At 71.8% G+C, this 14,160-nt stretch carries 12 protein-coding genes; 9 read left to right on the top strand and 3 right to left on the bottom strand.

The window, feature by feature from the left end; all coding sequences use genetic code 11:
- Nucleotides 1-27 precede the first annotated feature (27 nt).
- Nucleotides 28-1,230, bottom strand: coding sequence for an acetyl-CoA C-acetyltransferase (locus KBY32_RS04955; protein ID WP_079033892.1), 1,203 nt, complete (start codon nucleotides 1,228-1,230; stop codon nucleotides 28-30).
- 148 nt (nucleotides 1,231-1,378) lie between these two features.
- On the opposite strand from KBY32_RS04955, the gene mce reads away from it, so the two are divergent.
- From mce to KBY32_RS04920, 7 genes are all read left to right on the top strand, one after another.
- Nucleotides 1,379-1,819, top strand: coding sequence for a methylmalonyl-CoA epimerase (gene mce / locus KBY32_RS04950; RefSeq protein ID WP_210979008.1), 441 nt, complete (start codon nucleotides 1,379-1,381; stop codon nucleotides 1,817-1,819).
- A 209-nt stretch (nucleotides 1,820-2,028) separates the two neighbouring features.
- The gene (gene scy, locus KBY32_RS04945; protein ID WP_210979007.1) at nucleotides 2,029-5,844 is read left to right on the top strand and encodes a polarized growth protein Scy; all 3,816 of its coding nucleotides are present in this window, start codon (nucleotides 2,029-2,031) and stop codon (nucleotides 5,842-5,844) included.
- Between the two features lie 183 nt (nucleotides 5,845-6,027).
- Nucleotides 6,028-6,963, top strand: coding sequence for a hypothetical protein (locus KBY32_RS04940; protein ID WP_055625012.1), 936 nt, complete (start codon nucleotides 6,028-6,030; stop codon nucleotides 6,961-6,963).
- Between the two features lie 143 nt (nucleotides 6,964-7,106).
- Entirely contained in the window at nucleotides 7,107-8,075 is a 969-nt protein-coding gene (locus tag KBY32_RS04935) for an ABC transporter ATP-binding protein (RefSeq protein ID WP_210979006.1), read from the top strand.
- 1 nt (nucleotide 8,076) lies between these two features.
- A complete protein-coding gene (locus KBY32_RS04930) occupies nucleotides 8,077-8,847 on the top strand; it encodes an ABC transporter permease (protein WP_210979005.1) in 771 nt (256 codons plus the stop codon).
- 139 nt (nucleotides 8,848-8,986) lie between these two features.
- Nucleotides 8,987-10,273 (top strand): ABC transporter ATP-binding protein, encoded by a 1,287-nt coding sequence (locus tag KBY32_RS04925; protein ID WP_210979004.1) that lies wholly within the window; start codon nucleotides 8,987-8,989, stop codon nucleotides 10,271-10,273.
- Nucleotides 10,270-11,142 carry an ABC transporter permease subunit gene (locus tag KBY32_RS04920; RefSeq protein ID WP_108708734.1) on the top strand — a complete coding sequence of 291 codons (873 nt, stop codon included), beginning with the start codon at nucleotides 10,270-10,272 and terminating at the stop codon, nucleotides 11,140-11,142. Before KBY32_RS04925 ends, KBY32_RS04920 begins: the two co-directional genes overlap by 4 nt.
- A 4-nt stretch (nucleotides 11,143-11,146) precedes the next feature.
- Here KBY32_RS04920 and KBY32_RS04915 read toward each other — a convergent pair whose 3' ends face one another.
- Nucleotides 11,147-11,479: a hypothetical protein gene (locus KBY32_RS04915; RefSeq protein WP_055625195.1), complete on the bottom strand. Its 333-nt coding sequence runs from the start codon at nucleotides 11,477-11,479 to the stop codon at nucleotides 11,147-11,149.
- 222 nt (nucleotides 11,480-11,701) lie between these two features.
- Here KBY32_RS04915 and KBY32_RS04910 point away from each other — a divergent pair, with 222 nt between their 5' ends.
- Nucleotides 11,702-12,730 carry an LLM class flavin-dependent oxidoreductase gene (locus KBY32_RS04910; protein WP_055625194.1) on the top strand — a complete coding sequence of 343 codons (1,029 nt, stop codon included), beginning with the start codon at nucleotides 11,702-11,704 and terminating at the stop codon, nucleotides 12,728-12,730.
- Between the two features lie 89 nt (nucleotides 12,731-12,819).
- On the opposite strand, the gene KBY32_RS04905 is transcribed toward KBY32_RS04910, so the two are convergent.
- A complete protein-coding gene (locus KBY32_RS04905) occupies nucleotides 12,820-13,212 on the bottom strand; it encodes an SCO5389 family protein (RefSeq protein ID WP_055625193.1) in 393 nt (130 codons plus the stop codon).
- 265 nt (nucleotides 13,213-13,477) lie between these two features.
- Here KBY32_RS04905 and nucS point away from each other — a divergent pair, with 265 nt between their 5' ends.
- The gene (gene nucS, locus KBY32_RS04900) at nucleotides 13,478-14,149 is read left to right on the top strand and encodes an endonuclease NucS (protein WP_055625192.1); all 672 of its coding nucleotides are present in this window, start codon (nucleotides 13,478-13,480) and stop codon (nucleotides 14,147-14,149) included.
- Nucleotides 14,150-14,160: the final 11 nt, after the last annotated feature.

The following is a 14,160-nucleotide window of genomic DNA, read 5'->3' as shown; positions in this document are numbered from 1 at the left end:
TCGCTACTGCGTCCTCGCGAAAGGACGTCAGGCCTTCGGTACCCGCACGATCAGCGCGTCACCCTGACCGCCGCCACCGCACAGCGCGGCCGCGCCGACGCCGCCGCCGCGCCGCTTCAGCTCCAGGGCCAGGTGCAGCACGAGCCGGGCACCGGACATGCCGATCGGGTGGCCCAGGGCGATGGCACCACCGTTGACGTTCACCTTTTCCGATGACACGCCGAGGTCCTTCATTGACTGCACCGCGACGGCGGCGAAGGCCTCGTTGATCTCGATGAGGTCGAGGTCGGAGACCTCCAGGCCCTCCTTCTTCAGGGCGTGCAGGATGGCGTTGGACGGCTGGGACTGCAGCGAGTTGTCGGGGCCCGCGACATTGCCGTGGGCGCCGATCTCGGCGATCCAGTCCAGGCCGAGCTCCTGGGCCTTGGCCTTGCTCATGACGACGACCGCGGCGGCGCCGTCGGAGATCTGCGAGCTGGAGCCGGCCGTGATCGTGCCGTCCTTGGCGAACGCCGGGCGCAGCTTGCCCAGCGACTCGGCGGTGGTGTCGCCGCGGATGCCCTCGTCCTTGCTGAACAGGACCGGGTCGCCCTTGCGCTGCGGGATCTCGACCGGGGTGATCTCGGCCTCGAAGACGCCGTTCTTCTGGGCGGCGGCGGCGCGCTGGTGGGACAGGGCGGCGATCTCGTCCTGCTCGGGACGGGCGATGCCGAGACGGGTGTTGTGCTTCTCCGTGGACTCGCCCATGGCGATGTTCTCGAAGGCGTCGGTCAGGCCGTCGTGCGCCATCGCGTCGAGCACCTGCACCGCGCCGTACTTGTAGCCCTCACGGGACTTGGGCAGCAGGTGGGGCGCGTTGGTCATGGACTCCTGACCACCGGCGACGATCACGTCGAACTCGCCGGCGCGGATCAGCTGGTCCGCGAGGGCGATGGCGTCGAGGCCGGACAGACACACCTTGTTGATGGTGAGCGCCGGGACGTTCATGGGGATGCCGGCCTTGACCGCGGCCTGGCGCGCCGGGATCTGCCCCGCCCCGGCCTGGAGCACCTGGCCCATGATCACGTACTGGACCTGGTCGCCGCCGATCCCCGCACGGTCGAGGGCGGCCTTGATGGCGAAGCCGCCGAGGTCGGCTCCGGAGAACGACTTCAGCGAGCCCAGCAGCCGTCCCATCGGGGTGCGGGCACCCGCGACGATGACGGACGTCGTGCCGTTTCCAGAAGACATGAGATGAGATCCCCTTCCAGCCTGCACAGCCGAGGAGTGAACGAGGGTTTACTTCGAATGTACTGAGTGGCACTCCGTGCCGTCACCGGGCCGTCGGTGTGATCGCGCGCACGTTGCGTAACCACCCCGTGAGCGCTCCACTGAATCCATGCTGACGCGAATCGACCACATCGGAATCGCCTGCTTCGATCTCGACAAGACCGTCGAGTTCTACCGGGCCACCTACGGCTTCGAGGTCTTCCACTCCGAGGTCAACGAGGAGCAGGGCGTCCGCGAGGCCATGCTCAAGATCAACGACACCTCCGACGGCGGCGCCTCCTACCTGCAGCTTCTCGAGCCGACCCGCCCGGACTCCACCGTGGCGAAGTGGCTCGACAAGAACGGCGAGGGCGTCCACCACATCGCCTTCGGCACCGCGGACGTGGACGGCGACGCCGCCGCGATCAAGGAAAAGGGCGTGCGCGTGCTCTACGAAGAGCCGCGGATCGGCTCCATGGGGTCACGTATCACGTTCCTGCACCCCAAGGATTGTCATGGTGTTCTGACAGAACTGGTCACTTCGGCGCCTGTTGAGTCACCTGAGCACTGACCCTCGTACATAGGGGCCGGTAGGGTTGGGGGCGGTCGCTCTCTGAACCGAGGTGACCGCATGCCGGGGTCCGGGTATCGGGGGGCGAGCGTCGGGGCGGCAGCCCATGCTCCGCCGTTGATCTGACACCATTCCCCGGGGGCACCGTCCGTTCGGACGGACGGGGCTCATGGCCAGGGATGCGACCAGGGGACGGATGGGACCGCGCAGTGCGGGGCTACGAACGCCAGGAGCGAGAGCCGGCGGCTGACGTCGACCACCTCTCTCGGTTCGAGGCCGAGATGGATCGGCTGAAGACCGAGCGGGAGAAGGCGATCCAGCACGCCGAGGACCTCGGCTACCAGGTCGAGGTGCTGCGCGCCAAGCTTCACGAGGCGCGCCGCACCATCATGTCCCGGCCCGCCTTCGACGGCGGTGACATCGGATACCAGGCCGAGCAGTTGCTGCGCAACGCCCAGGTGCAGGCCGACCAGCTGCGCCAGGAGGCCGAGCGCGAGCTGAGCCAGGCCCGCGCGCAGACGCAGCGCATCCTCCAGGAGCACGCCGAGCAGGCCGCCCGGCTCCAGGCCGAGCTGCACCAGGAGGCGGTCACCCGGCGCCAGCAGCTGGACCAGGAGCTGGCCGAGCGCCGGCAGACCGTCGAGTCGCACGTCAACGAGAACGTGGCCTGGGCGGAGCAGCTGCGCGCCCGCACCGAGCAGCAGGCCCGCCGGCTGCTGGACGAGTCGCGCGCCGAGGCCGAGCAGGCCCTGTCGGCCGCGCGCGCCGAGGCCGAGCGGCTGGCCGGCGAGGCCCGCCGCCGGCTGACCGACGCCGCCGAGGAGGCCCGTACCGAGGCGGAGCAGATCCTGCGCCGGGCGCGGACCGACGCCGAGCGCCTGCTGAACGCCGCCTCCACCCAGGCCCAGGAGGCCACCGACCACGCCGAGCAGCTGCGCAGCTCCACGGTCAACGAGTCGGACGCCGCCCGCCGCCAGGCCACCGAGCTGAGCCGCGCCGCCGAGCAGCGCATGGCCGAGGCCGAGGAGGCGCTGCGCAAGGCGCAGTCCGAGGCGGAGAAGCTGGTCACCGAGGCCAAGGCGGCCGCCGAGAAGACGCTGTCCGGGGCCGAGTCGGCCAACGAGCAGCGCATGCGCACGGCCAAGGAGCAGGTCGCCCGGCTGGTCGAGGAGGCCACCAAGGAGGCCGAGAACACCAAGGCCGACGCCGAGCAGGTCATCGCCGACGCCCGCGCGGAGGCCGAGAAGGTCCTCGCCGAGGCCGCCGAGAAGGCCCGCACGCTCACCGCCGAGGAGAGCGCGACCCAGCTGTCCAAGGCCGCCAAGACCGCCGAGGACGTGCTCAACAAGGCGCAGCAGGAGGCGCAGAACACCACCAAGGCCGCCGTCGAGGAGGCCGAGCGGATCCGCCGGGAGGCGGAGACCGAGGCGGACCGGCTGCGCGCCGAGGCGCACGACATCGCCGAGCAGCTCAAGGGCGCGGCGAAGGACGACACCAAGGAGTACCGGGCCAAGACGGTCGAGCTGCAGGAGGAGGCCCGCCGGCTGCGCGGCGAGGCCGAGCAGCTGCGCTCGGAGGCCGTCGCCGAGGGCGAGAAGATCCGCGCGGAGGCCCGCAAGGAGGCCGTCCAGCAGATCGAGGAGGCGGCCAAGACCGCCGAGGAGCTGCTGGCCAAGGCCAAGCAGGACGCGGACGACCTGCGCCAGAAGGCCACCACGGACAGCGAGAAGGTCCGCACCGAGGCCATCGAGCGGGCGACGACGCTGCGCCGGCAGGCCGAGGAGACGCTGCAGCGCACCCGGCAGGAGGCCGAGCGGCACCGCGAGGAGGTCGTCGAGCAGGCCGAGGGCATCAAGGCCGACGCCGAGCGGGCCGCGCAGGAGCTGCGCGAGGAGACCGAGCGCGGCGTCGAGGCGCGCCGTGCGGAGGCCGCCGAGGAGCTGACGCGGCTTCACACCGAGGCCGAGCAGCGGCTCGCGGCGGCCGAGGAGGCCCTGCGCGACGCCCGCGAGGAGGCCGCCCGTATCCGCCGGGAGGCCGCCGAGGAGACCGACCGGCTGCGCGGCGAGGCCGCCGAGCGGATCCGTACGCTCCAGCAGCAGGCCGAGGAGGAGGCCGACCGGCTGCGCACCGAGGCCGCGTCGGACGCGTCGGCGTCCCGTGCCGAGGGCGAGGCCGTCGCCGTACGGCTGCGGTCGGAGGCCGCGGCCGAGGCCGAGCGGCTGAGGTCGGAGGCCCAGGAGACCGCCGACCGGGTGCGTGCCGAGGCGCAGGCCGCCGCCGAGCGGCTGGCCACGGAGGCGTCGGAGACGCTGGCCGCCGCCCAGGAGGAGGCCGGCCGGCGCCGCCGCGAGGCCGAGGAACTGCTCGGTTCCGCGCGCCAGGAGGCCGACCAGGAGCGCGAGCGGGCCCGCGAGCAGAGCGAGGAACTGCTGGCCTCCGCCCGCAATCGGGTGGAGGAGGCGCAGACCGAGGCGGAGCGCCTGGTCGAGGAGGCCGACCGGCGCGCCACCGAGATGGTGTCGGCGGCCGAGCAGCACGCGCAGCAGGTCCGCGACTCCGTGACCGGGCTGCACGAGCAGGCCCAGGAGGAGATCGCCGGGCTGCGCAGCGCCGCCGAGCACGCGGCCGAGCGCACCCGCCGCGAGGCCGAGGAGGAGGCGGACCGGGTCCGTTCCGACGCCTACGCCGAACGGGAGCGGGCCGGCGAGGACGCCGCGCGGCTGCGGCGCGAGGCCAAGGAGGAGACGGAGGCCGCCAAGTCGCTGGCCGAGCGGACGGTCGGCGAGGCCATCGCCGAGGCGGACCGGCTGCGCACGGAGGCCACCGAGCACGCCCAGCGGCTGCGCACCGAGGCGTCCGACACGATCACGGAGGCGGACCAGGCGGCGTCCCGGACCCGGGCGGACGCCCGCGAGGACGCCAACCGCATCCGCTCAGACGCGGCGGGGCAGGCCGACACGCTCATCACCGAGGCCCGTTCCGAGGCGGAGCGGTTGCAGTCGGAGACGATCGCCGAGGCCGACCGGATGCTGGCCGAGGCGCACGCCAAGGCGGAGGAGCTGCGCGCCGAGGCCGCGGACACGGTCGGGTCGGCGCAGCAGCACGCCGAGCGGGTCCGCAGCGAGTCGGAGCGGGTCCGGGCCGAGGCGGCCGCGGAGGCGGAGCGGCTGGTGGCCTCGGCCCGCGAGGAGGCCGAGCGCACCCTGGACGAGGCCCGCAAGGACGCCAACAAGCGGCGTTCGGAGGCGGCCGAGCAGGTCGACACGCTCATCACGGAGACCACCGCCGAGGCGGACAAGCTGCTCACCGAGGCGCAGCAGCAGGCGCACAAGACGACCGCGGACGCCGAGGCGCAGGCCGACACGATGGTGGGCGCGGCCCGCAAGGAGGCCGATCGGCTGGTCGCCGAGGCGACGGTCGAGGGCAACACCGCGGTGGAGAAGGCCCGTACGGACGCCGACGAGCTGCTGGTCGGGGCCCGCCGGGACGCCACCGCGATCCGGGAGCGGGCCGAGGAGCTGCGCGACCGCATCACCAGCGAGATCGAGGAGCTGCACGAGCGCGCCCGGCGGGAGGCCGCCGAGACGATGAAGTCGACCGGCGACCGCTGCGACGCGCTCATCAAGGCGGCCGAGGAGCAGCTGTCCAAGGCGCAGGCGAAGGCCAAGGAGCTGGTGTCGGAGGCCAACTCCGAGGCGGGCAAGGTCCGTATCGCCGCGGTGAAGAAGGCCGAGGGGCTGCTCAAGGAGGCCGAGCAGAAGCGGGCGACGCTGATCCGCGAGGCCGAGGAGCTGAAGGCCGAGGCGATCCGCGAGGCCAAGGCCACGGTCGAGGAGGGCAAGCGCGAGCTGGAGGTCCTCGTCCGGCGCCGCGAGGACATCAACGCCGAGATCTCACGCGTCCAGGACGTCCTGGAGGCGCTGGAGTCCTTCGAGGCTCCGGGCGGCGCGAAGGACGGCGGGGTCAAGGCGGGGGCGACCGTGGGGGCTCCCCGATCGGGTGGCAAGACGTCCGACGGCTAGCGTTCGACGCGGGTTCCGGTGTCTCCTGGGGGCTTTGACCGGGTTTTTGGCAAGCCGTCCGACGGTTAGCCACTCAAAAGGGGTCTCATTCTCCAGATCAAACACGTATCCGCTCGATGACACACCGCTTCGGCCCCTAGGATTCCACTTATCACCTCACCGGTCTCATTCGACAGGAACCCCATGAGCGACACTTCCCCCTACGGCTTCGAGCTTGTGCGGCGTGGGTACGACCGCGCTCAGGTGGACGAACGGATCTCGAAGCTCGTCTCCGACCGTGACAGCGCTCTCGCCCGTATCACCGCCCTGGAGAAGCGCATCGAGGAGCTCCACCTCGAGACGCAGAACGCCCAGGCGCAGGTGACCGACTCCGAGCCGTCGTACGCGGGCCTCGGCGCGCGTGTCGAGAAGATCCTCCGCCTCGCCGAGGAGGAGGCCAAGGACCTGCGCGAGGAGGCGCGTCGGGCGGCGGAACAGCACCGCGAGCTCGCCGAGTCCGCGGCCCAGCAGGTGCGCAACGACGCGGAATCGTTCGCGGCGGAGCGCAAGGCCAAGGCCGAGGACGAGGGTGTCCGCATCGTCGAGAAGGCGAAGAGCGACGCCTCCCAGCTGCGTTCCGAGGCGCAGAAGGACGCTCAGTCCAAGCGTGAGGAGGCGGACGCCCTCTTCGAGGAGACCCGCGCCAAGGCCGCGCAGGCCGCCGCCGACTTCGAGACCAACCTGGCCAAGCGCCGGGAGCAGTCGGAGCGCGACCTGGCCTCGCGTCAGGCCAAGGCCGAGAAGCGCCTCGCCGAGATCGAGCACCGCGCCGAGCAGCTGCGCCTGGAGGCCGAGAAGCTGCGCACCGACGCCGAGCGCCGCGCCCGCCAGACGGTGGAGACCGCGCAGCGCCAGGCCGAGGACATCGTGGCGGACGCGAACGCCAAGGCCGACCGGATCCGTTCGGAATCCGAGCGCGAGCTGGCCGCTCTCACCAACCGCCGCGACAGCATCAACGCACAGCTGACCAACGTGCGCGAGATGCTGGCGACCCTCACGGGCGCCGCGGTGGCCGCCGCCGGCACCCCGGCCGAGGACGAGCCGATCTCCCGCGGGGTCCCCGCGCAGCAGACCCGGTGACCGGCTGACGCCCGTAGAACGACCGAGGCCCGTGCCCCTTCGTGGGGCGCGGGCCTTCGCCGTGCGCGGGTGAGGCGGAATCACCGAGGACTGTTTGCACCGCCCGGGTGGCATCGGCCCAACGGTCCCCCTAGCGTGGCCGCATGATCGAGCTGTCGGGGCTGACCAAGCGGTACGGCGAGAAGGTGGCGGTGAACAACCTGTCCTTCACCGTCAGACCGGGCATCGTCACGGGCTTCCTCGGCCCGAACGGCGCGGGCAAGTCGACGACGATGCGGATGGTGCTGGGCCTGGACCATCCGACGGCCGGTGACGTCCGTATCGACGGCCGGCACTACCAGGAGCTCAAGGACCCGCTGACGTACATCGGCGCCCTGCTGGAGGCGAAGGCCTGGCACGGCGGCCGCAGCGCCTACAACCATCTGCTGTGTCTCGCGCAGAGCAACGGCATCCCGGATGCCCGGGTCCGCGAGGTGCTGGAGACGGTCGGCCTCACCGCGGTCGCCCGCAAGAAGACCAAGGGCTTCTCGATGGGCATGGGGCAGCGCCTGGGCATCGCGGCCGCGCTGCTCGGCGACCCCCGGATCCTGATGTTCGACGAGCCGGTCAACGGCCTCGACCCCGAGGGCATCCACTGGATCCGCAATCTGATGAAGTCGCTGGCCGCGCAGGGCCGTACGGTCTTCGTCTCCTCGCACCTGATGAGCGAGATGGCGCTGACCGCCGACCACCTCGTGGTCATCGGGCAGGGCCGGCTGCTCGCCGACACCTCCATGGCGGACTTCATCGCCCGCAACTCCCGGGCGTACGTCCGTGTCCGCAGCCCCCAGCGGGAGCGGCTGCTCGACCTGCTGCACGCCGAGGGCGTCACCCCGGTCGAGGCGGGCGACGGCGCGCTGGAGGTCGACGGCGCCACGTCCGAGCGGATCGGGGAGCTGGCGGCGCGGCACCAGATCGTGCTGCACGAGCTGAGCACCCAGCAGGCGTCCCTGGAGGAGGCCTTCATGCAGCTGACCGCGGAGTCGGTCGAGTACCACGCGCACACCGGTCAGGCCCCGGCCCCGCCGCCTGAGCCGCAGCAGGCGTGGGGCGAGGGCTGGAGGAGGAACTGACATGGCGACGACGCAGGTACTCCGCTCCGAGTGGACCAAGATCCGCTCGGTGGCCTCCACGGTGTGGACGCTGTCCCTGGCGCTGGTCGTGACCGTGGCCCTCGGCATGCTGATCTCGGCCCTGTCGAAGAACGAGTTCGACAACCTGAGCGAACGGGACCGGCTGGAGTTCGATCCGACCTTCATCAGCTTCGCGGGGATGAGCCTCGGTCAGCTCGCGATGATCGTGTTCGGGGTGCTGGTCGTCTCGAACGAGTACAGCACCGGCATGATCCGGATCTCGCTGGCCGCCGTGCCGCGCCGCGGCACCTTCCTGTTCAGCAAGATCGCGGTGGCAACGGCGCTGGCGCTGGCCGTCGGCCTGGCGACCAGCTTCCTCACGTTCTTCCTCGGGCAGGCGATGCTGGGCGACCACCGGGCGTCGATCGGCGACCCGGGGGTGCTGCGCGCGGTGTTCGGCGGCGGGCTGTACATGATGCTGATCGCGATGTTCTCGATGGGGGTCGCCGCGATGCTGCGCTCCCCCATGCTGTCGCTGGGCATCCTGATGCCGTTCTTCTTCCTGGTCTCCAACATCCTCGGCAACGTCTCCGCCACCGAGAAGGTCGGCCGCTATCTGCCCGACCAGGCCGGCAGCGCCATCCTCCAGGTGGTCACCCCGGTCGACGACGACCGTCCCTACGGCCCCTGGGGCGGGCTCGGCATCATGGCGCTGTGGGTGATCGCGGCCCTCGTCGGCGGCTACCTCACGCTCCGGAAGCGGGACGCCTAGGTGCATAAGGGGTGATCCGGGGCCGGTGGGGCCGAAGTTTTACTCGCCCTTGAGTGGAACCGTCAGCGCCCTTATATCCTCCTAACCCTTACGGGGGGCGTGCGCCCCGCTGTCCTGAACCTTTCGATGGGTGCGGAGCATGATCGAGGCAGTCGGCCTGACCAAGCGCTACGGCGACAAGACCGCTGTGTACAACCTGTCCTTCCAGGTGCGGCCCGGTGCCGTCACCGGCTTCCTGGGGCCCAACGGCTCCGGCAAGTCGACGACGATGCGGATGATCCTCGGTCTGGACAACCCGACCGCGGGCCACGTCACCATCGGCGGCTACCCGTACCGCAGGCTGCCGAACGCGCCCCGCCAGGTCGGCGCGCTGCTCGACGCCAAGGCGGTGCACGGCGGCCGGTCGGCGCGCAACCATCTGCTGAGCCTCGCGCAGCTCGCCGGCATCCCGGCCCGGCGGGTGGACGAGGTGCTGGGCGTGGTCGGCCTCCAGGACGTGGCCGGGCGCCGCTCCAAGGGCTTCTCCCTCGGCATGGGCCAGCGCCTGGGCATCGCGGCGGCGCTGCTCGGCGACCCGCAGGTCCTCCTGTTCGACGAGCCGGTCAACGGCCTCGACCCCGAGGGCATCCACTGGGTGCGGAACCTGATGAAGTCGCTGGCGGCCGAGGGCCGTACCGTCTTCGTCTCCTCCCACCTGATGAGCGAGATGGCGCTGACCGCCGACCACCTCATCGTGATCGGGCGCGGCCAGCTGCTCGCCGACATGAGCGTGAAGGACTTCATCGCGGCGAACTCCGCCGGCTTCGCCCGGGTCCGCACCCCCGACACCGAGCCGCAGCTGCGCGAGAAGCTGGCCGGCGCGCTCACCGAGGCGGGCGGGCATGTGCTGCCCGAGCAGGACGGCGCACTCCGGGTGACCGGGCTGCCGCTCCCGCAGATCAGCGACATCGCCCACAGCTCGGATGTACGGCTGTGGGAGCTGTCGCCGCACCAGGCCTCGCTGGAGGAGGCGTACATGCGGATGACGCAGGGCGCCGTCGACTACCGCTCGACCACCGACCAGAAGGAAGGGCTGCAGCAGCCGCTGCCGCCCGGCGCCCAGCCGCCGATGCCGGTGCCCGGCCAGGGCCAGCCCGGCTGGTACGCCCCGCCGCCGCCCCATCAGGGGGCGCCCGGCCCGTACGGCGCGCCCGCGGGCCCCGCCGCCGCGCCGGGGGCGCCCCCGGCCAACCCGTACGCCCAGCCGGCCGCCCAGGCGCCGCAGGAGGCGCCCGCGAGCCAGGCGCCCGCGCCGCAGCCCGCCGCCGCGCCCGCGCCCCCACAGGCGCCCGCCCAGCCGCCCGCGCCGCCCGCGCCCGCCGCCGCGCCGCAGGACGCCGCCCCAGCCGCCCCCGCCGCCCCGACCAAGTCCGAGGAAGCCCGATGAGCACGCCCCAGCCCCCGATGCCGCAGACCGCCGCACCGACCTGGCAGGCGGCTCCCGGTCAGCCGTACCCCACGTACACCTCGCCGATCCCGGTGGTGCGCACGCACCTCGGGCACGCGCTCGCGTCCGAGTGGACGAAGATCCGGTCGGTGCGCTCCACGGTGTGGACGCTCGGGGTGTTCGTGGCGCTCGTGGTCGGCATCGGCCTGGCGGTGGCCGCGCTGATCGCCGCCAACGCCTCACAGGAGAGCCTGGCGGGCGAGAGCCCGCTGCCGTTCGGGTTCTTCGGCCTGCTGCTCGGCAGCATCTGCATCATCACGCTCGGCGTGCTGACCACGGCCTCGGAGTACGGCACCGGCATGATCCGGACCACGATGACGGCCTGCCCGACCCGCGGCCGGGTGCTGGCGGCGAAGGCGATCGTCTTCTTCGCGGTGGCGTTCACGGTGACGCTGGTGTCGGCCGTCCTGGTCGCCCTGGCGGACGTCGCGATGCTGGACGGCGCGCGCGAGCCGTCGACCGAGGAGTGGCTGAAGGGCACCGTCGGCGTCTCGCTCTATCTGGCGCTGCTGGGGCTGCTGTCGCTCGTCGTCGGCTCGGTCATCCGGCACTCGGCGGGCGCGATCACGATCATGATCGGCCTCCTGCTGGCGCCGCTGGTGATCGCGCTCTTCATGTTCGCGGAGAGCCTGCAGGACCTGCAGCAGGCGCTGTTCGAGTACTCCATCCCGAACCAGCTGGGCGTCTTCTACGCGCAGTCCCTCTCGCAGTCCGGCCCGGACGGCTGGGACCCGCTGTGGATCATGCTCGGGGTGACGGCCGCCGTGTTCGCGGGCGCCTGGGCGCTGCTGGAGCGGCGCGACGTGTAGCCCCTCAGAACCTCGGCGCGTTACGGGACCGCTGCACCCGTGTGGTGCGGCGGTCCTTCGCGTTCCAGCACGCCTTGTGCCAGTGCCGGCGGTCGTCGACGCCCACGTGGTCCGGCCAGGCGACGACGTGCGGGACGCCGTCCGGGATCATCTGGTCGCAGCCCGGGCAGCGGTACGTCTTGCCCTGCGCGCTCGATCCCGCCACATGCCGTACGTTCCAGTCCTCGCCCTGCCAGCTCTCCGTGGACTGCCAGCCGCCGTAGCGGCCGGTGCGGTCCTCCCCGGAACCGCGGCCGGACGGGCCGGCGCCCTTGGATCGGTTGCGACGCGGGGACACGGGACACCTCACGGAGCTATACAGGACGGGGGTCGACTCCAGCCTACGCGGCGCCGACCGGGGTACCCGTACGGCACCAACCCCCACAAGTCCCCCGCGCGGACCCTCGATTCTGCAGACAATCCGCAAATCCCCCCGCCAGGCCGTGTCCTCGGCACGTGTCAGACGGTTATGCCCGCTGGGGGAGCTCCGCGTCGGAGCCAAGGAAGCAGGAAAACAGCAATGCGCGTAGGTAGTTTCGTGTTGGCGGCCCGGTTCCCTGGCCAGGGCGACGGGGAGGCGCTGCACCGGGCGGTCCGCTCCGCCGAGGTCGCCGAGGAGGCGGGCCTCGACTCGGTCTGGCTGGCCGAGCACCACTTCGTGCCGTACGGCACCTGTCCGTCCGCGGTCACCCTGGCCGCCCTGCTGCTCGGCCGCACGCGCCGGCTGCGGGTCGGCACCGCGGTCAGCGTCCTGCCGACCGCGCACCCGGTGGCCCTGGGCGAGCAGGCCGCCCTGCTGCACATCACGTCCGGCGGGCGGTTCTCGCTGGGCGTGGGGCGCGGCGGGCCCTGGGTCGACCTGGAGGTCTTCGGCTCGGGCCTCGGCGCCTACGAGGAGGGCTTCCCGGAATCACTCGATCTGCTGCTGCGCTGGCTGCGCGAACCGGCGGTCGGGGCCGCCGGCGAGCGGTTCGGCTTCCGCGAGGTGGCGGTCGTGCCCCGGCCGTCGGAGTGCCTCACGGACGTGGACGGCCCCGAGGTGGTCGTCGCCTGCACCTCGCCGCGCAGTGTGCGCCTCGCGGCCGAGCGCGGGCTGCCGATGCTCCTCGGCATGCACGTGGGCGACGAGGAGAAGGCACAGATGGTCGCCCTGTGGCGGGAGCACGCGCGCGCGGCCGGGCGCTCCGGGGACGAGATCCGCGAGGCCGCCCATGTCTCCGCCGGGGTCTGCCAGATCGCCGACCGCCGCACCGACGCCGTGGAGACGCTCACGAAGGCGATGCCCGGCTGGCTGCGGCAGGGGCTGGACGCCCATGTGACGGTGGACGGCCGCGCGCGGGCCATGCGCGACCCGCTCGCGTACACCGAACTGCTCTGCGGGCTGCACCCGGTGGGCACCCCGCGTCTCGCCGTCGACCGGCTCGCCGCGACCAGCGAGCGGACCGGGATCTCCCGTTTCGCCCTGCTGGTCGAGGGCTCGGGCGACCTGACGGCCACCGAGGAGAACGTACGGCGGCTGGGCGCGGAGGTCCTCCCGCAGCTCGGCTGAAACGCGCGCGGGGGGTCCCCGCCGATGGGCTTGCCGCCCCGGTACTGAATGCACCTCCCGCGTACGGAGCGGCAAGCGAGCGCCTCGTGTCAGCAGTCCCTGAACTCCGGGGACTGGTTGAGCACCTGACTGCGGACCGAGGTGAAGCGGGCCAGTGTGTCGTCGACCGAGGAGTCGACCGGGAACACCGCCACCCGGTGGCAGTTCTGGAAGGCCAGCCGCACCCCGAAGTGCCGCTGCAGGGCGCCGCGTATCGCGTCGCTCGCAAGGGCACGCAGCAACTGACCCCGTGCCTGCTCGTCCGGCGGGGGCGTCTGGTTGTCGGCGAACTGACCGCCGTCGACCTTCAGCTGAGCCACCAGGGAGCTGATCATCTCCCATGCATAGGGCAGGGAGGTCCGGACGCAGTCGACGAATTCGGCTTCGTCGACCTCGCCTCGCTCGGCCTTCTCGAGTAGGGCCGGTGAGACGTCGAGCGACATGGGTTCTCCTCTCGCACCCCCGCCGTGGCAGGGGTTGCCGGACAGATGAGGGAGTCCGCGCGACCGGACACGCTGTGTACACACCCCGCGACCTCCCGTTTAATACGGTAGGCAACAGACCGTGACGGCACCAGGAGAATGCGTACATGAGCCAGTCCCTTTAGGCTCACAATCGGCCAGAAACGAACAGGGGCAGTCCGGGGTCTTCCGGACTCCCCCAGGGCGGATCGCGTCGACCCTGGCCCGTCGAGTAGCGTTGCGGACCATGCGTCTCGTCATTGCCCGATGCTCCGTCGACTACGCGGGCCGGCTCACCGCCCACCTGCCCTCGGCGCCCCGTCTGATCCTGGTCAAGGCGGACGGCAGCGTCTCGATCCACGCGGACGACCGGGCCTACAAACCCCTGAACTGGATGTCGCCGCCCTGCACGCTGAAGGAGGGCGACGGCGAGCAGAAGGACGTCTGGACGGTCACCAACAAAGCGGGCGAGAAGCTGATCATCACGATGGAGGAGATCCTCCACGACTCGTCGCACGAACTGGGCGTGGACCCCGGTCTGATCAAGGACGGCGTGGAAGCGCACCTCCAGGAACTCCTCGCGGACCGCATCGAGACGCTCGGCGAGGGCTACACACTGATCCGGCGCGAGTACATGACCGCCATCGGCCCGGTGGACATCCTGTGCCGGGACGCCGAGGGCCGCACGGTCGCGGTCGAGATCAAGCGGCGCGGCGAGATCGACGGTGTGGAGCAGCTGACACGCTATCTGGAGCTGCTGAACCGCGATCCCCATCTCGCCCCGGTGCGCGGCATCTTCGCGGCCCAGGAGATCAAGCCGCAGGCCCGGGTGCTGGCGACGGACCGCGGGATCGGCTGCCAGGTGCTCGACTACGACGCGATGCGCGGCATCGAGGACGACAAGCTGCGGCTGTTCTGACGCGCCCCGCT

Origin of the sequence: Streptomyces sp. RK62 (assembly GCF_018070255.1) — a bacterium.
GTDB classification, from domain to species: domain Bacteria; phylum Actinomycetota; class Actinomycetes; order Streptomycetales; family Streptomycetaceae; genus Streptomyces; species Streptomyces nigra.
This window is presented reverse-complemented; position numbering and strand designations above follow the sequence as displayed.